General features: G+C 61.2%; 16 protein-coding genes and 1 pseudogene. 4 read left to right on the forward strand and 13 right to left on the reverse strand.

Features of this window, described 5'->3' with window-relative positions; translation table 11 throughout:
- Positions 1-62: 62 nt before the first annotated feature.
- The 6 genes from KHO33_RS27980 to KHO33_RS28005 all read right to left on the reverse strand — a co-directional run bounded on the left by KHO33_RS27980 (position 63) and on the right by KHO33_RS28005 (position 5,865).
- Positions 63-1,307: an acyl-CoA dehydrogenase family protein gene (locus KHO33_RS27980; RefSeq protein WP_054035290.1), complete on the reverse strand. Its 1,245-nt coding sequence runs from the start codon at positions 1,305-1,307 to the stop codon at positions 63-65.
- An 80-nt stretch (positions 1,308-1,387) separates the two neighbouring features.
- Positions 1,388-2,152, reverse strand: coding sequence for an SDR family oxidoreductase (locus KHO33_RS27985; RefSeq protein ID WP_200566222.1), 765 nt, complete (start codon positions 2,150-2,152; stop codon positions 1,388-1,390).
- Between the two features lie 43 nt (positions 2,153-2,195).
- A complete protein-coding gene (locus KHO33_RS27990) occupies positions 2,196-3,215 on the reverse strand; it encodes a phosphotransferase (RefSeq protein ID WP_200566228.1) in 1,020 nt (339 codons plus the stop codon).
- A 22-nt stretch (positions 3,216-3,237) separates the two neighbouring features.
- Positions 3,238-3,912 (reverse strand): histidine phosphatase family protein, encoded by a 675-nt coding sequence (locus KHO33_RS27995; RefSeq protein ID WP_200566229.1) that lies wholly within the window; start codon positions 3,910-3,912, stop codon positions 3,238-3,240.
- Positions 3,913-4,035: 123 nt separating this feature from the next.
- On the reverse strand, positions 4,036-4,935 hold the full coding sequence (locus tag KHO33_RS28000; protein ID WP_054035287.1) for a LysR family transcriptional regulator: 900 nt from the start codon (positions 4,933-4,935) through the stop codon (positions 4,036-4,038).
- A gap of 192 nt (positions 4,936-5,127) precedes the next feature.
- Positions 5,128-5,865 carry a porin gene (locus KHO33_RS28005; RefSeq protein ID WP_200566230.1) on the reverse strand — a complete coding sequence of 246 codons (738 nt, stop codon included), beginning with the start codon at positions 5,863-5,865 and terminating at the stop codon, positions 5,128-5,130.
- Positions 5,866-5,878: 13 nt separating this feature from the next.
- On the opposite strand from KHO33_RS28005, the pseudogene KHO33_RS28010 reads away from it, so the two are divergent.
- A pseudogene (locus tag KHO33_RS28010) lies at positions 5,879-6,229 on the forward strand (FMN-dependent NADH-azoreductase); the annotation flags it as partial.
- A 33-nt stretch (positions 6,230-6,262) separates the two neighbouring features.
- Here KHO33_RS28010 and KHO33_RS28015 read toward each other — a convergent pair.
- The 4 genes from KHO33_RS28015 to KHO33_RS28025 form a co-directional block, all read right to left on the reverse strand.
- A complete protein-coding gene (locus KHO33_RS28015; protein ID WP_200566322.1) occupies positions 6,263-7,372 on the reverse strand; it encodes an agmatine deiminase family protein in 1,110 nt (369 codons plus the stop codon).
- A 48-nt stretch (positions 7,373-7,420) separates the two neighbouring features.
- Positions 7,421-7,564, reverse strand: coding sequence for a hypothetical protein (locus KHO33_RS42205; RefSeq protein ID WP_234480667.1), 144 nt, complete (start codon positions 7,562-7,564; stop codon positions 7,421-7,423).
- Positions 7,565-7,569: 5 nt separating this feature from the next.
- A complete protein-coding gene (locus tag KHO33_RS42210; RefSeq protein WP_234480668.1) occupies positions 7,570-7,764 on the reverse strand; it encodes an extracellular solute-binding protein in 195 nt (64 codons plus the stop codon).
- Between the two features lie 99 nt (positions 7,765-7,863).
- Positions 7,864-8,916 carry an agmatine deiminase family protein gene (locus KHO33_RS28025; RefSeq protein ID WP_200566231.1) on the reverse strand — a complete coding sequence of 351 codons (1,053 nt, stop codon included), beginning with the start codon at positions 8,914-8,916 and terminating at the stop codon, positions 7,864-7,866.
- Positions 8,917-9,018: 102 nt separating this feature from the next.
- Between KHO33_RS28025 and KHO33_RS28030 the strand changes: the two genes are divergently transcribed.
- Entirely contained in the window at positions 9,019-9,930 is a 912-nt protein-coding gene (locus KHO33_RS28030) for a LysR family transcriptional regulator (RefSeq protein WP_200566233.1), read from the forward strand.
- A gap of 75 nt (positions 9,931-10,005) precedes the next feature.
- On the opposite strand, the gene KHO33_RS28035 is transcribed toward KHO33_RS28030, so the two are convergent.
- The gene (locus KHO33_RS28035; RefSeq protein WP_200566234.1) at positions 10,006-10,710 is read right to left on the reverse strand and encodes a Crp/Fnr family transcriptional regulator; all 705 of its coding nucleotides are present in this window, start codon (positions 10,708-10,710) and stop codon (positions 10,006-10,008) included.
- A 192-nt stretch (positions 10,711-10,902) separates the two neighbouring features.
- On the opposite strand from KHO33_RS28035, the gene KHO33_RS28040 reads away from it, so the two are divergent.
- Both KHO33_RS28040 and KHO33_RS28045 read left to right on the forward strand, forming a co-directional pair.
- Positions 10,903-11,670, forward strand: a complete 768-nt coding sequence (locus KHO33_RS28040) for a class II aldolase/adducin family protein (RefSeq protein WP_200566235.1) — start codon at positions 10,903-10,905, stop codon at positions 11,668-11,670.
- Positions 11,671-11,808: 138 nt separating this feature from the next.
- Positions 11,809-12,852, forward strand: a complete 1,044-nt coding sequence (locus KHO33_RS28045; RefSeq protein ID WP_054035242.1) for a 2-dehydropantoate 2-reductase — start codon at positions 11,809-11,811, stop codon at positions 12,850-12,852.
- A gap of 414 nt (positions 12,853-13,266) precedes the next feature.
- Here the strand turns inward: KHO33_RS28045 and KHO33_RS28050 are convergent, their stop codons facing one another.
- The gene (locus KHO33_RS28050; RefSeq protein ID WP_200566237.1) at positions 13,267-14,760 is read right to left on the reverse strand and encodes an aldehyde dehydrogenase family protein; all 1,494 of its coding nucleotides are present in this window, start codon (positions 14,758-14,760) and stop codon (positions 13,267-13,269) included.
- A gap of 63 nt (positions 14,761-14,823) precedes the next feature.
- Positions 14,824-16,254, reverse strand: a complete 1,431-nt coding sequence (locus tag KHO33_RS28055) for an amidase family protein (protein WP_200566239.1) — start codon at positions 16,252-16,254, stop codon at positions 14,824-14,826.
- Positions 16,255-16,283: the final 29 nt, after the last annotated feature.

Raw genomic sequence — 16,283 nt, forward strand, 5'->3', positions numbered from 1 at the left:
CAGGACGCGCTGAAAACCTAAGGCGCGCCCCGCCAGTCATGCTTTGAAACGCTCGCGATGTCTTACACCGACGCCATCAGGTAAGGATTAACCTTGCCCGGCGCATAGGGCTGCGACTTGAGCTCCATCCGTGCAATGCTCTGCAGGTGAACCTCGTCCGGGCCATCGGCGAAGCGCAATGCACGGCCCCACGTCCAGCTATCGGCCAACGGCGTGTCAGGGCTCAGGCCCATCGCGCCGAACACCTGCATCGCCCGCTCGCAAACGGCGGTGTGAACAGTCGGCACGAGCGCCTTGATCATCGAGATCTCCTTGCGCGCGTCCTTCGCACCCACGTTATCGATCATCCACGCGGCCTTGAGAACGAACAGCCTCGCCTGATCGATTTCGATTCTGGACTTCGCGATCCACTCGGCGACCGTCCCGTGTTCGAACAGCGTCTTGCCGAATGCCGTGCGCGCCTGGGCCCGCTCCACCATCAACTCGAGCGCCAGTTCCGCGGCGCCGATCGAGCGCATGCAGTGGTGAATCCGTCCCGGCCCGAGACGCGCCTGCGCCAGTGCAAAGCCGCTGCCCTCTTCACCGAGGAGATTCGATCGCGGCACGCGCACGCCTTTGAACTCGATCTCGCAGTGGCCTTCCGGCGCCACGTGATTGACCACCGGGATATTGCGGATCACCTTGACGCCAGGTGTGTCGCGAGGCACGAGAATCATGCTCTGCTGACTGTGGCTCGGTGCGTCCGGATCCGTTTTGCCCATCACGATGAAGATCTGGCAATTCGGATGGGCTGCATTCGTGATGAACCACTTCCGGCCGTCGATCACATAGTCGTCACCGTCGAGACGAATCGACGTGGTGATATTGGTTGCGTCCGAAGAGGCCACCGCCGGCTCAGTCATCGCAAACGCCGAACGGATCTTGCCGTCGAGAAGGGGCTTGAGCCACTTCTCGCGCTGAGCGGGCGTGGCAAACATATGGAGCAATTCCATATTGCCCGTGTCCGGCGCATTGCAGTTGAACACCTCCGACGCCCACGACACCCGGCCCATGATTTCAGCCAGGGGCGCGTACTCGAGATTGGTCAGGCGGGTACCCGGCTCGTCATCGCGCAGATGCGGCAGGAACAGGTTCCAGAGACCCTCTTCACGCGCCTTATCCTTCAAGGTCTCCATAAAGGAAACCGGATATTGACCGGCGCTCACTTCATCGTGCCATTGCCGGATGCGCGGAACGATATGCGTGTCCATGAACGCTCGCACCTGGGTGCGCAGCGCTTCGACTTTCGGGCTGTATGCAAAGTCCATTTTTTACTCTTCCATAATCTGATTAGTGTCGTCGAGGCGTCAGTCAACCGCGCGATCAATACCGTGCCTCGACCACGTGACTAGATCGTCAGTCCACCGTCGACGACGACACACTCTCCGTTGGTATAGCTCGCAGCGTCTGACACCAGATACAGCACGGTACCCGCCATCTCGCGAGGTTCCGCATGACGTCGCAGCGGAATCTGCGACACCCAGCTTTCGTACGTGGCCTGATCTGCGAACAGCGCCCCTGCAAAGCGGGTTTTGGTCAGTCCGGGGAGCAGCGCGTTCACGCGAATCCCCAACGGCCCGCACTCCTTCGCGAAGGCCCGCGTCATGTTGACAACGGCGGCCTTGGTGATCGAATAGATGCCCTGTCTGTCGCCAGGCTGCAGTGCATTGACCGAAGCCGTGTTGACGATCGCGCCGCCGCCGTTCTCCCGCATCAACTTGCCCGCCTCGACGGACATGAAGAAGTAACCGCGCAGATTGACTTCCACCGTCTTTTCGAAGGACGACAGATCGGTATCGAGAATGTGGCCAAAATACGGATTGGTCGCCGCGTTGTTGACGAGAATGTCCAGACGGCCATGCCGTGCCCGAATATGCTGGAAGATCGCGTGGATGTCCTCGAGACGCCCCACGTGGCACGGGTACGCTTCGGCGCTCCCGCCCGCTTCTTTGATCTCGCTTGCAACGGATTCACAATCTTCCAGCTTGCGGCTCGACACAATCACGTGGGCGCCCTGCTCGGCGAGCAGTTTCGCGATCTCCTCACCGATGCCCCGGCTCGCGCCCGTCACCAGAGCAATCTTTCCTTTCAGGTCAAACAAATTCGTAGCCACAATCAGTCTCCCTATTTCTACGTTCCGTGTTTCCTGCCTGTCTTCAGATCAGGTCAATGCCCATCTTCGCAAGCGCTCCGGCCATCTCCCCCACCTGCCGCGCTTTTTCATTCGATGCGTTGCCGCCCAAGGCACGCTTCTTCACGCCCTGTGCGATAGCGGCGAGTCGGAAGAAGCTGAACGCCAGGTAGAAGTTCCAGTTCTCAATCGACGAAATTCCCCGGAGCGCGCAATATCGCTCGACAATCGACGCCTCGTCCGGCACGCCCAACGCGCCTCGGTCCAAGCCTGCGAGTCCGGTGATATGGCTGCCGGGCGGAAGCCGCAAACACATGCAGAAGTACGCAATGTCGGCCAGAGGATTGCCGAGCGTGGATAGCTCCCAATCGAGAACGGCACGGACTTGCGGCGCATCGCGCATGAAGATGATGTTGTCGATACGGAAATCGCCGTGCACGAGCGAAGGCTTTCCTGTTTCTGCCGGACAGTGGACAGGCAGCCATTCGATCAGCGACTCCATTGCCTCCAATGTATCGGTCTGCGCAGCGCGATATTGCCTGGTCCAGACGTCGATCTGACGCTCGAAATAGTTGCCCGGGCGGCCGTAGTCGGACAATCCGGCTTCGTCGATATCCACGTCGTGGAGAGCGGCCATGGTGCCAAGCAGTGCGTCGTAGCTGGCGCCACGTTCCTCGACAGGTAATTCGGGCAGCGCCGGATTCCAGAAAATTTGCCCGTCTTCGTAGCTCATGACGTAAAACAGGCTACCGATAACATCGCGGTCCTCGCAGAGGTGATAAGCACGGGCGACAGGAACCGGTGTCCGGCCAAGCGCCGATATCACGCGAAACTCACGATCAACCGCATGCGCCGCCTTGAGCAGGTCGCCGGGAGGTTGACGCCTCAGCACGTAGCTTCCGCTTTGTGCCTTCAAAAGAAACGTCGGATTGGATTGGCCGCCGGGAAATTTCTCGACGGACATCGGCCCCTGGAAGCCGGGTACGTGCGCCGTTAGATAACGCGTGAGATCTTCGATGTCGAATTGGAGACTGGGGTAGTTCATCTAGCAGGAATCCGGATTGAGGTCAGCCGTAGGTGACAAATTCACGCCTCTCGGCATGTTCGAGATGAGGCACTGAATTGAAGCTGACGAGCGACATCGCGTCGTCGTTAAAGACATACTGGCAAACGCTGCTGTTTCGAATCTGCAGGTTCAGTGCAATCGCGCTCGCAGCGGGCGCCTGCAGAACCTGCTGGGCAGTGACCGCGATCGGGCCACCCGAACTCACCACCAGAACGCGCCTGCCGCCGGCCCGCTGGATAGCGCTACGCGCACGCTGGACACGCGTCTGGAATTGCTGCCATGTCTCTGGAACAGCGCCCGGCAAGCGGTCATCGGCCCAGAGTTGCAGCACGTGCCGGAGCCCTTTGAAGAAGTCCTTCTTTGAACTGGTGGCGGACAGAGCTGACGGCAAGCCCTCATCACCGACGGCCGCGAACAACGCTTCGAAATCGTATTCGTTCAGACCCGCGTCTTGCGCGAGCTCGATTGGCGGCCCGCCCATGGCCGCGAGAATGGCGTCGGCGGTTTGCCGATGGCGCTGCATCGTGCCGATGACAACGCGATCGAACCGCAAGTTCGCCTGCGCGAAGTACTCGCCGAGCCAACCTGATTGGGTACGACCGGAGGGTGATAGCTCGTCATAGTTGTCAGCGCCGAAAGACGCCTGACCATGCCGTACAAGATAGAGTTCTGCCATGCCAGCCTCGCTTCAACATGGCTAGCAGAATACCCAGCGCCGAATCATTCAGGAAATTGATTGTTGTGATAGTCGGCTATAATTTTTGGTGACACCGAGGCATGTGTGTCCCGTAGGCGCGAGCTACTGGTTCATCTCCAGCATGAGACGGCCAACCTGTTCCCGCAGCCAACGATGAGCCGGATCCCCAGTCACGCTCCGATGCCAGTAGCCATGCGACTGAAGATCCGGAAGATCGAACGGCACCTCCAGGATTCGCGCGTCATAGCGCTTGAGGAGCACGAGGGGGGCCGTCAGGACGAGATCGGTTCGCATCGCAATCAGCGGGGCAACCAGGTAGTGTTGGACCCGCGTCTGAATCGATCGCCTGACGCCTAGCTTGGTCAATTCCGCATCGACGAGACCCGATCCCTGAGGGCGGCTGGATACGTGGATATGACCGAAGCTGAGGTAATCGTCGATCGTCAGCTTCTTCTTTGTAAACGGATGGTCGCGACGCAGCATGCAGGCATACCGGTCGCGGCCGAGCGGCTCCTGCTCGAGGGAGGGATCGTCAATCAGCGGCGCGTCGATCGCGAGATTGACCGCACCGCTGGCCAGCGCTTCCGGAACCTCTTTACGCGTCGTGAAGTAGCTCTCGATACGGATGCCGGGCGCGAGGCGCTGCAGCACCTCCTCTAACGCGGGCAGAAGGAGCGCTTCCGTGAGGTCGGTCATGCTGAGCCGGAACGTACGCTCGGACGAGGCGGGGTCGAAGCGTCCACCGACATGAGTACTCGAGTCGAGCAGTTGCAGCGCCTCACGAACCTGGCCGATGATGTTTTCCGAAACGGGCGTCGGCATCATGCCGGCCGACGTACTCACAAAGAGCTGGTCGTCGAATGTTTTGCGCATCCGCGCCAACGCATTGCTGACAGCAGGCTGAGTGATGAACAGCAGTTCCGCTGCGCGCGTCAGGTTGCGTGTTCTGTAGACGGCTTCGAAGACAACGAAGAGATTCAGATCAACCTTTGACAGACGCATTTTCAAATTCCCCGACGCCACTCGAACTGTGTTTTCGATTCCTCCTGTTCACGCGCACTAGTCGGCGCAAGGCGACGATCGGCGTGGTATCACGGAGCAACCCCGGCGAGTCTACTCCTGCCAGTGCGAGACAGCCAAACAGGGGCCAAACCGCGGGAGGATTCACTTATTCACTTATCTTGCATCGACTCCTTACTGGTCGATATCACCCAGCGGGAGGTCACCTACCCCTGCGATGGACTCGCTTTCCGCACTCTGCACATACGGGGCATAAATTATGTTTCGCGGTGCGATGCTATCGAATGCGGCAGCGAACGGATTCTTGATGATCGTATAGGCAGCCGCAACATACAGCGGGAAGCTGATTCCGTTGTAACTCAGTCCCACCGACGTCACGCTATTCGTGGAGAATTGTCCGGGCTGCCCACCAAAACTATAGAGCGCACCCAATGTGAAGCCTGCAATTTTCGGGCTGGCATATTTGACCGAGTTGTTAATGCGTATGCTTCCGCCAACGTTGTCGACGTCACCGGCGTGGGCGAAGTAGACCGCCCAGTTCAAACCGGCAGCGACGGGGGAAAGCATTTCGGCGACTTCCTCGTATTGACGCCCAAGCGTGAACGTCCCATACGGGCTTGAGATTCCAACGTACGCCTGGCGGCCGAACAGACGCCCATTGTTCGACAGGTTTCCGCTAGACACGTCGAAGCCGTTTTCCAATGTGAAGACCGCTTTGTAACCGCCACCCAGATCTTCAGCCCCACGCAGCCCCCATCTGGACAGTGATCCACCTCCGCTCTGAACCAACCACGCTGAATGTCCGTTCTGATTGCTTGCGTAGGTCAAGCCTTCATCCAGCAGACCGTACAGTGTCACTGAACTTTGCGCATATACCACCGCAGGCGTGACACAAAAAAGCGCGGCGGCCAAGGACAATCTCTTCATCTCCATCATCGGCTCGCCGATGTACAACCTGGGCGTGCCCTCTCAACTGAAGGCCTGGATCGACCGCATCTCGGTTGCTGGCAAGACGTTCAGCTACGGCGAGCACGGCCCGGTCGGACTGTGCGGCGGCAAGAAGCTGGTCATCGCCTCGTCGCGCGGCGGCGTTTACAGCGCAGGCTCGCCCGCCGCGTTCTTCGATCATCAGGAAACCTATCTGAAAGCGGCGTTCGGCTTTCTGGGCATCACGGATATCACCTTCATTCGCGCAGAAGGCGTGGCGATGGGTGAGGACGCACGCAGTGGGGCCATCGCCTCGGCGAAGAAAGAGACCGCCGCACTCGCCGCGTGAGATAGCACCGCCATCAACGGATTGCATATCAGATCAGTCAGGTTGCTGCTGGGTCGTGCAGTGAATCCCACCGCCGCCTGCGGCAACGCCGTCGATATTCAGTTGAATCACGTCCCGGCCGGGAAACAGATCCACGAGAACATCGCGCGTATAGCGGTCTGCTTTGCTGTCGCCGAACTCGGGGGCGATCACCGCGTGGTTGCATACATAGAAGTTGATGTATCCAGCCGCGAACTGGTCGTTTTCATACTTCCGGCGCACGGTCGTCGGGCCTTGCAACACCACCACCTTCAATGGACGGCCCTTCGCGTCGGTAGACTTGCGCAGGATCTCCAGATGACGCTTCGTCACCGCGTGATCGTAGGACGCCGGATCCGGATCGAGTCCGGCAACCACGACACCCGGGCTCGTAAAGCGTGCATAGAAGTCGGTATGGCCGTCGGTAATATCCTTGCCTGCAATGCCCGGCAGCCAGATGATTTTCCGCAGCCCGAGCAGGCGCGATAATTCCGCTTCGCACTGCGCCTTGCTGAGACCCGGATTGCGATTGGCGTTCAGCACACAGCTCTGCGTGATGATGGCCGTGCCTTCGCCGTCCACTTCAATGCCGCCGCCTTCCAGCACCAGACGCGTTTCAAGCAATGCCGCCCCGGCTCGATGCGCGATGAAGGCCGCGACTTCCGCGTCCTGTTCGTGTTCCTGCTTGTTACCCCAGCCGTTGAAGTTAAAGCCCACGGCGCCGAGCCGGCCCGAGGATCCTTTGACAAACACGGGTCCGGTATCGCGCATCCACAAGTCGTCAACGGGTTGAGGCACGAGCTCGACCCCGGCACCGCACAGGCGAGCGGCGATGTCGTGGTCCTCTTCGCGCACCAGCATTTTCACCGGCTCGTGCGCCGCAATGGCCTTCGCAATCCCAGCCAGATTCTCCCTGACCACGGGCAGCAGTTTGCCGCCCCAGATTTCCTCGCTGGGGCCGAATGCCATCCAGGTCGCGGCGTGGGCGCCGCCTTCGTCCGGCATCTGCCAGTTGTCGCTCTGCGCGAGCGCCGTCGTGCTGAAGCCGCCGCCCCACGCGCCCGAAAACAGCGCGCCGCCGGAGGCCAGCAGTCCCCGTTTCAGAAAATGACGTCTTGTCGTCATGGAAAACACCTCGACCATATCGGTAAAGCCTGATGCATAGCGAGCCATTCAGGGTTTGCTCGCCTTGAGTCCGAGCCAGATTCGCCCCTCCAGACGGGCGGTAGCGGGCGCCTCGGCCACCGGCGTAAACAGAGTCCGTTTCTTTTGCTCATTCGGATAGATGTTCGGATTATTGACCAGCGCGGGGTCCATCAGCTTCAGTGCGCCCAGATTGGCATTAGCGTATCGCGTGGCATGGAGATTTTCGCCACGACATCCGGCCGCAGGATGTAGTTGATAAACGCATGCGCGTTGTCCGGGTGCTTCGCGGTTTTTGGAATTACCATGCCGTCGAACCACATCAGACTGCCCACGCTCGGGATGTCGTAGACGATGTCACGCTTGCGGTCCAACTCCCGCGCTTTCTGCGAGGCCGGATGCCATTTGCACCGACGCTACGGTGATGTTTCGCGACGACATGTGAAGGTTCCTTCAAGCGGATTCGTTCTGGATCAGTTAGCGGTGACGCGAGTGGCAACAGCGGGCTGCTGCTGCGTCGAGCAATGAATGCTGCCGCCGCCAATCGACAAAGTGGGAATCGGCAGCAACTCCACGCGCCGCTCCGGGAACGCCTGAGCGAAGACCTCGCGTGCGGCCTGGTCCTGCTCTACGCCAAACGCGGTCGAGATCACCGCACCGTTGACCAGAATGTAGTTCGCGTAGCAATCGCAGTAGCGCTCGGAGCCAAAGCGTTCGCTGATAATCGGCGACGGCAGGTCGAGAAGTTCGAAGCGCCGGCCGGCAGCGTCGGTGGCTAATTCCAGTGCGCGCCGATTCTCACGCATCACATGAAAGTACTCGCCCTGCACTGGACTCGCGGTCTGGCACAGCATCCTGCCCGGCGCGATGAATGATGCAATGCCGTCCACATGCCCATTGGTTTCCACTTCATCCGGATTACCAGGCAACCAGATGATCTTCTCCACCCCAAGCATGCGCCTGAGTTCGGCTTCGATTTCAGCGCGGTTCATGTGCGGATTGCGGTTCGGATGCAGCAGGCAGCTTTCCGTGGTGACCAGCGTGCCCTGCCCGTCCACGTAGAAAGCGCCGCCTTCCAGCACCATGTGGGAGTTGAAGATCTGGGCCCCGGCCGCGCGGGCGATGTCTTGCCCCACCTGCTGGCAACCGTCGTAAGGCTGGTATTTCTCGCCCCAGCAATTGAAGCGGAACGCAGCAGCGCCCAATTGGCCACGCTCGCCCAGCAGAAAAATCGGCCCGCAGTCGCGCAGCCAGTTGTCTTCCGCGGCAACGCCGAGCACTTCGACCCCGTTGCCGAGCAACTCGCGCGCGGCGTCCGCCTGGCTGTGATGAGCGGTCACCACGCAACGCTGATAGCGGGCGATCGTCTGCGCGACCAGTGCAAACTCCCGGCAGACCCGCAGATAGTGACTCCCCCATAGATCTTCGCGGCCTTCCAGAATCGGCCATCCCAACCAGGTGGTGTCCATCGTTTCCCATTCAGCGGGCATCCGGTAGCCGTATTGGCGAGCGTCAAAGCGACTCATTCCTCTATCTCCGTCGTTAGGTGGTGAGCCATTGTGATACGGGTTAAACTTGATGAAAAATGATGTTTATTGGCTTGATCAATCAACTTTTCTCATATCTCCATGCAACGTGTCCCTTCCCTGAAGTTGCTGATGGGCTTCGAAGCAGCCGCCAGACTGGGCAATTTCTCCCGCGCGGCCGACGAACTCCACCTCTCGCAATCGGCGATCAGCCACCAGATCCAGCAACTCGAGGAGCAACTGGGGCAACCGCTGTTTCGCAGAATCGGCCGTGGCGTCGAATTGACGGTCGCGGGCGAGGTGCTGCAGCGAAGCGTGCAGCGCTCGATGGAAACGCTGCGCAGCGGGCTCGGCCGGATCGCCACCTATCTGGACCCCGGGCTCGCCGTGCTGGTGTGTCCCGCGCCGCTGCTGCACGGCTGGCTGCAACCGCGTCTCGATCAATTGCAACAGGTGCTTCCTGATCTATGCCCACTGCTCTCCACCGACGAGAGCGCGCGTTATGTCGATGAGATCGACGTCGATATGACGATCGGCGCGCGGCCGATGCAACAGGCCGGCCTGTTGGAAATGCCGTTTCTGCAGGACGAATGGGTGACCGTTTGCGCAACGGAGCTGGCGGCGAAATTAGACCGCGTGCCGCGCGCCAAACATCATTTGCATACGGGCCTCATCTGCCTGGAAGAGAATCTGACCAGCGAGAGCACCGCGCCGATTTTCCGTGGGCAGCTCTCGGCCTATCGCATGAACGCGATCTACGACGATCAGCGTCTGGTGCTGGATGCCGTATTGCGTGGGCGTGGCATTGCCTGCCTGTCCCGGCTGGTAGCGCAAGGCAGTATCGATCAGGGCGCGTTGACCATCCTGGCCGATTACCCGCGTTTGCCGGGCATGACATGGTGGATATCGCGAGTGGCCGGAGTGTCGCGCTCACCCGTCGTCGAGCAGATGTTCGAATGGCTGCTGGCGCAGGGCAAAGAGGCCGATGCAGGCTTTCGCAACGGAACCAGATAGCTATTTACTTTCTATTCCTATCTATTTTCATGATCTTGACGGATTCACCCACGCCGCGACGAACTGGCGTGACAGTTACGGATTGAGATCGCCGAGACTGGCTGCCCGCAAACGGTCGAAATCGAGAATCGTGATTTCCCCGGATTTCAAGCTCACTATGCGTTGACTTTCGAGGTTCCTGAGCAGTTGATTCGTGGTCTGCCGCGACAGCGACACCATTGAAGCCAGGCTGTCTTGCGAGACCCTTATCCTGTTCTGCGAGGCGTTGAGACCGCCATAACCGCTGGCGATCATCAGCAAGCGGTTCGCCACGCGCTGCGCCGCGGGCAACAGGGTCATCGCTTCGGCGTTCTCGAACGAAACCCGAAGTCTTTGCGCCATCAACAACGCAAAATCGCGCCAATAACGCGGCGTAGAATCGAGCAGATCCTGCAGCGCGGGTCCGGGCACGTGCAGCAACAACGTCCTGCTGACGGCCGTGGCGTCGTTCGGCCGCGGCAGCCCATCGAACATCGAGATCTCCCCCACCCATGCAGTCGGTCCGAGCACCGCAAGCAACGCCTCTTTCCCATCCAGCCCAACTGTGCCGATAGCGAGTGCGCCGCCCAGCACGGCGTACAGGCCATAAGACTGTTCGCCACGCCGATACAGGGATTGGCCCTTTTCCAGCGTGAGCAGGCTGGCATGGCTGATCAGATAGTCCCGCAACTCGACAGGCAGACCCCGGAACCATGGGGTCGTTTCGAGTTGTGACCGGTAGCGGTGCAGGCTGGATTCCATGGGCGCGTCGACCTGTCGGGTATCCGACAGATTTTAGGCGGGTTCGCGAACATCATGTGGATTCGCATCTGACGACGCAATGACTTTGGCCTCTGCAGCACCTGCTGCGTCGCAGGCGCAAAATGAGCGAACTCGCAGGGCGCTATTCCAGGTTGTTCCATTGATTGAACCATCGAATAAAGGAGTGTCGACGTGGCCTCATCTGCTATCAGTCTGAAGAACGACGTTTCACCTGCCGAATGGGAAGCGCGAGTCAATCTCGCGGCCGCGTACCGTCTCACGGCGCTGTTTGGTTGGGACGATCTGGTGTTTACCCACATCTCGGCGCGCGTGCCAGGCCCCGAACACCATTTTCTGATCAACCCGTACGGGATGATGTTCGACGAGATCACCGCGTCTTCGCTGGTCAAGATCGACCTCGACGGCCGCAAGGTCGTCGAATCGCCGTACGACGTCAACCCGGCCGGCTTCACGATCCACAGCGCCGTGCATGCGGCACGCGAGGATGCCCATTGCGTGATGCACACTCACTCGGTCAACGGCGTTGCCGTGTCGGCGCAGGAGGCGGGATTGCTGCCGCTCTCGCAGCAATCACTTGGTGTGCTGGCGTCGCTCGGCTATCACGACTACGAGGGCATCGCGCTCAATGAAGCCGAGAAGCCCCGTCTCGTTCAAGACCTCGGAAGCAACACCTACCTGATGCTGCGCAACCACGGCCTGCTGACGGTTGGCGCGGCGCCGGCGGACGCCTTCGTCGCCATGTACTTCTTTGAAGCAGCCTGCATGATTCAGGTGCGCGCCCAGTCAGGTGGCGGCAAGCTCACGCCCATCCCGCAGCAAATTCTCGCCGGCATCAAGGAGCAGATCCGGATGGCGACGCGAGGCCTCACGCCCGGGGCGCTGGTGTGGCCTGGGCTGCTGCGTCGGCTCGACCGCCGCAACCCCGGATATGCTGACTAACGCGGTCCGCTCGGAGGATACCCGGCGCACGATGGCATACGCCGGGCAAACAGCGTAAGCATGTATTAAGCGTCATAGGCCGCGTTTGCCGATTCAACGCAACGCGGATGTAATCTGGTAGGTCACGTGAGAACCTGTATGGCAAAGATCTTTATCTACGGTGCCGGCTCAATTGGTTGCTATGTCGGCGGACGGCTTCTTGCCGGAGGGAGCGACGTCAGTTTCATCGGACGTGCACGCGTGGCCGACCAGTTGCGCAATCAAGGCATCACGCTGTCGCGGCACGACGACAGCCGCTGGCACGCTCCGTCGGAACGGATCGACGTATCGACGGACGCGGCCAGCGCCGCCGCAGCCGATCTCGTGCTCGTTACCGTCAAATCTGCCGCGACGCCCACGGCCGCGGCCGAACTGGCGAACGTGCTACGGCCCGGCACGATCGTCGTGAGCTTCCAGAACGGCATTGGCAATGCGGACGTGCTGCGCGCCGCGCTGCCACAGCACACGGTGCTGGAAGGGATGGTGCCATTCAATGTCGTCGAACGCGGCCCTGGCGCGTTTCATCAAGGTTCAGCGGGAGAACTGGAGATCAGGCATGCGCCGGCCATGCAGCCGTTCGTCGACGAATTCAGGAAAGCGGGCCTGCCGCTGATCCAGCACGCCGACATGTTGCCGGTGCAGTGGGCGAAGCTGCTGCTCAACCTCAACAATGCCATCAATGCCCTGGCGAACCGGCCTTTGAAGGAGGAGCTCTCGCAACGCGCCTACCGGCTGTGCCTCGCGATGGCGCAAAAAGAAGCGCTCGCGCTTCTGAAGCAGGCCGGCATACGGCCAGCCAGAGTGACGCCGCTTCCAACCACCTGGATACCGCGTGTTCTCAGCGTACCCGATGCATTGTTCGAACGGCTGGGCCGCGCGATGCTGACGATCGATCCGCTCGCGCGCTCGTCGATGTCCGACGATCTGGCGGCCGGACGCGCCACGGAAATCGACTGGATCAACGGCGAGGTTGTTCGCCTCGCCCAACGCCTTGGGCAAATTGCGCCGGTCAACACACGGCTATGCGAACTCGTGCGGGAAGCCGAGCGAGCCGACGTGCGCCCTTCATGGTCAGGCAAAGCATTGCTGGCTGAGATGCGAGCCGCAGCGCATATCGCGTTGCCATTGCCCGCAAAAATCTGAACGCCGACGTACACGCATCAGGTCGCGGCCACGCCGTCAATGGAGTAGATTGATATCCTGGTCACGCCCCCTGGCGTCTGACTTGGGAGAGAATCATGAAAAGTCGTTACGCGGTTTCGCTGGCAGTCGCTGCAAGTCTTGCTGTTTCAGCCGCATTCGCCCCGGAAGTCGTGGCACAGACAGGCGCCCCCGGGACGAAGCAGATGCAGGACACGCAACGGAAAGCCGAACAAAAGGCTCATAGCGCAGGCCAGAAATCTCACCACAAAGCCACTCCCCAGAAAGTCGCGCCTCAAAAGGCTGGAAGTGCCACGCCGGCATCCGCCCCGTAGTTTGCTGGTTGTCAGTCGGCGCGGAGGCTCACCGGGTGATTAGATCGCATCGAAACACGCTCGGCGCAAGTCTGAACATTACCTAGCGCAACCGCACGATCGTCGACTTCAACTCCGTATATTTCTCGAGTGCGTGCAGAGACTTGTCACGCCCGTTACCCGACTGCCTGTAACCGCCGAACGGAAAATTCATGTCGTCGGCTCCTTCGTTGTAGCCGTTGATCCAGACTGATCCGGCGCGCAGACGCCTCGCCACCTCGTGCGCAGTCGCCAGATCGCCGGACCATACGGCAGCCGCGAGGCCGTATTCGGTGTCGTTCGCGATGTGCACCGCCTCGTCGACGTGATCGAACTCGATCACGGACAGAACCGGCCCGAAGATTTCTTCGCGGGCAATCTTCGCATCCGGCTTGACCTCGAACACGGTCGGTTCGACATAGAAGCCGCCGGTTTCCGCCCTGACTTGCGCGCCGCCCGTCACAAGCCGGCCCTCCCGGTGACCTGCGTCGATATAAGCCGCCACGCGCTCGAACTGGGTACGATCGACGATAGGCCCCATCGTCACCGACGGATCGAGCGGATGCCCCGGCTCATAGGCACGCGCAGCAGCGGCCACCTTCGCGACGAACGCGTCCTTGATATCCCGGTGCACGAGGAGCCGTGAACCCGCCGTGCACACCTCGCCCATGTTGAAGAAAATCGCGTCGGCGGCCGCCTTCACTGCGCGATCGAGATCGGGGTAATCAGGCAGCACGATGTTCGCTGATTTACCGCCGAGTTCGAGCCACACGCGCTTCAGATTGGATTGCGCCGCGCATTCCATGATCTGCCTTCCGGTTCTCGTCGAGCCGGTGAACGCGATGCAGTCCACGCCATGATGCAGCGCGAGCAACCTGCCCGGCTCGGCGCCACCCGGCACGACGTTGAATACACCGGGTGGCAGGCCTGCCTCGTGCGCCAGGCGGGCGACGCGAATCGCCGTGAGAGGCGATTTCTCGGATGGTTTGAGAACCACACTGTTACCGGTAGCAAGCGCCGGGGCGAACTTCCACGCCGCCATCAGCAGCGGGAAGTTCCACGGCACCACCGCCGCGACGACACCCACAGGTTCGCGTGTGACGAGACCAAGCAGATGATGGTCGGCCGGCGCGACCTCGCCGCCCATCTTGTCGATCGCCTCGGCATACCATTCGACGCAGTGCGCTGCAGCCGGTATGTCGATGGCTGAGGTGTCGCCGATCGGCTTGCCCGCGTCGAGTGTTTCGAGCAAAGCCAATTCCTCGAGGTGCTCACGCATCAATGCAGCCCAGCGCAGCAGCACGGCCTTGCGATCGCGCGGATTCATGCCCGCCCATACCTGCGTGTCGAATGCCCGACGGGCCGCCGTGACGGCCGCGTCGACATCCGCCTCGCCGCAGTCGGCGACCTGGACTAGCACGCGGCCATCGATCGGACTGACACAGGCGAATGTGCTCTCGCTGTGCGCGTCGCGCAGCGTGCCATCGATAAATGCGCGCCCTTCGATTTCCATGCCGACGGCTTTATCCTGCCAGTCTGAGAAAGTTTTCTTATTCATCAGGATGCCTATATTCACTGTTGTTTGACAGGCACACCACGTGCCTCGTTACCTGTCCTCGTCTCAACCCGCGCGACGCACCGCCGAACCTACTGGGTCGATCGGTGTGCAAGTTCCCGCGCGCGCTTCGATCGCTTCTCCCGCGGCGAGACACAGCGCCTCCTGAAAGCGGCCGGCGACAAGCTGAACGCCCATCGGCACACCGTCGCGCACGCCGGTCGGCACGGACAGCCCCGGCAATCCGAGCAACGCGGTCGCGAGCAGCGGACTCTGCATGTCGAGGACGTGCCGCATCGCGTCGTCGCCGCGCTGGTCCTCGTCGATCGCGAACGGCTGCGCGCATGACACGGGCATCAGCAGCAGCGGATAGCGCTCGAAGAAACGCTGCCAGTCGCGTAACAGGCCGGTGCGCCGCGCCAGACCGTTCATGTAGCCTGCCAGGTCGAGCGGCGCGGCAAGCCGGCGCTGGCTGCCGAACGCCGTGCGAATCGCTTCGTCGCCATGCTGCATGATGACGTCGCCGAGCCCACTCCTCGCTTCGTTGGTGACGAGGTCCAGCCACAGCGCGCTCGCTTCGGCAATCTGCGGTGGGACGGCTTCTTCGACGACGCAGCCCGCCTCCTCCAGCCAACCTGCCGCCTGCCGGATCGCGTCGACGACTGCGGCATCGGAACGGATACCCGGCAGTTCCGCACAGACGGCGACACGAACAGGAAACGGCGCGCGCTGGCCAGGCGGCTCTACCGGCATCCACCATGCGTCGCGCGGATCGCCGCCCGCCATCGCCGCCAGGGCGATGCGCAGGTCACCGACTGTTCGCGCCAGCGGCCCCTGCACAGAAGCCAGTTGGACCGCGAGCGTCCGGTCTTTCGTCTGCGTCGGGTTGTACCCCGGTACGCGGCCGGCGCTCGGCCTCAGTCCCGCGACACCGCACGCGCAGGCCGGATAGCGGATCGAGCCGCCGAGGTCGTTGCCGTGTGCGATCGCGCCGATGCCGGCGGCCACCGCAGCCGATGCCCCACCACTTGAGCCCCCGGGCGTCAGTTGCGGATTCCACGGATTCAGCGTGCGGCCATGCAGGTCGTTGTCGGTGAACCAGCGATAGGAAAACGCCGGCGCATTAGTGCGGCCGATCACGATCGCGCCGGCCTTGCGCAGGTTCGCGACCACGGGGCTGTCCTCGCTTGCGACGAGGTTCTTGAACGCGCTCACGCCGTTGGTGGTCGCGTAGCCGGCCATGTCGACATTGATCTTGACCGTCACCGGCACGCCGTGGAGCGGTCCGATCGGCTCGCGCCGCGCGATCGCCGCATCGGCTTGCGACGCAGCCTGCAGCGCGCTGTCGGCCAGCACGTCGACAATCGCGTTGATACGAGGATTCACATCCTCGAGCCGCTGTAGACAGCTCTGCGTGAGTTCCGTCGACGACACGTCGCGACGCTTAACGCGTTCGACCATTTCCGTAGCGCTCAGACGCCACAATTCCTGAGTCATGTCATGCTCCTGGTTGATTCCGACGATTG

Source organism: Paraburkholderia nemoris (assembly GCF_905221015.1).
Taxonomy (GTDB): domain Bacteria; phylum Pseudomonadota; class Gammaproteobacteria; order Burkholderiales; family Burkholderiaceae; genus Paraburkholderia; species Paraburkholderia nemoris.

Coding starts and splice junctions, on each gene's coding strand:
- KHO33_RS28025 (WP_200566231.1), bottom strand. CDS start 8,916: ATGAGTCGCTTTGACGCTCGCCAATACGGCTACCGGATGCCCGCTGAA.
- KHO33_RS28045 (WP_054035242.1), top strand. CDS start 11,809: ATGGCAAAGATCTTTATCTACGGTGCCGGCTCAATTGGTTGCTATGTC.
- KHO33_RS27990 (WP_200566228.1), bottom strand. CDS start 3,215: ATGAACTACCCCAGTCTCCAATTCGACATCGAAGATCTCACGCGTTAT.
- KHO33_RS28015 (WP_200566322.1), bottom strand. CDS start 7,372: ATGACGACAAGACGTCATTTTCTGAAACGGGGACTGCTGGCCTCCGGC.
- KHO33_RS27980 (WP_054035290.1), bottom strand. CDS start 1,307: ATGGACTTTGCATACAGCCCGAAAGTCGAAGCGCTGCGCACCCAGGTG.
- KHO33_RS28055 (WP_200566239.1), bottom strand. CDS start 16,254: ATGACTCAGGAATTGTGGCGTCTGAGCGCTACGGAAATGGTCGAACGC.
- KHO33_RS28050 (WP_200566237.1), bottom strand. CDS start 14,760: ATGAATAAGAAAACTTTCTCAGACTGGCAGGATAAAGCCGTCGGCATG.
- KHO33_RS28035 (WP_200566234.1), bottom strand. CDS start 10,710: ATGGAATCCAGCCTGCACCGCTACCGGTCACAACTCGAAACGACCCCA.
- KHO33_RS28000 (WP_054035287.1), bottom strand. CDS start 4,935: ATGCGTCTGTCAAAGGTTGATCTGAATCTCTTCGTTGTCTTCGAAGCC.
- KHO33_RS42205 (WP_234480667.1), bottom strand. CDS start 7,564: ATGGACCCCGCGCTGGTCAATAATCCGAACATCTATCCGAATGAGCAA.
- KHO33_RS28030 (WP_200566233.1), top strand. CDS start 9,019: ATGCAACGTGTCCCTTCCCTGAAGTTGCTGATGGGCTTCGAAGCAGCC.
- KHO33_RS27995 (WP_200566229.1), bottom strand. CDS start 3,912: ATGGCAGAACTCTATCTTGTACGGCATGGTCAGGCGTCTTTCGGCGCT.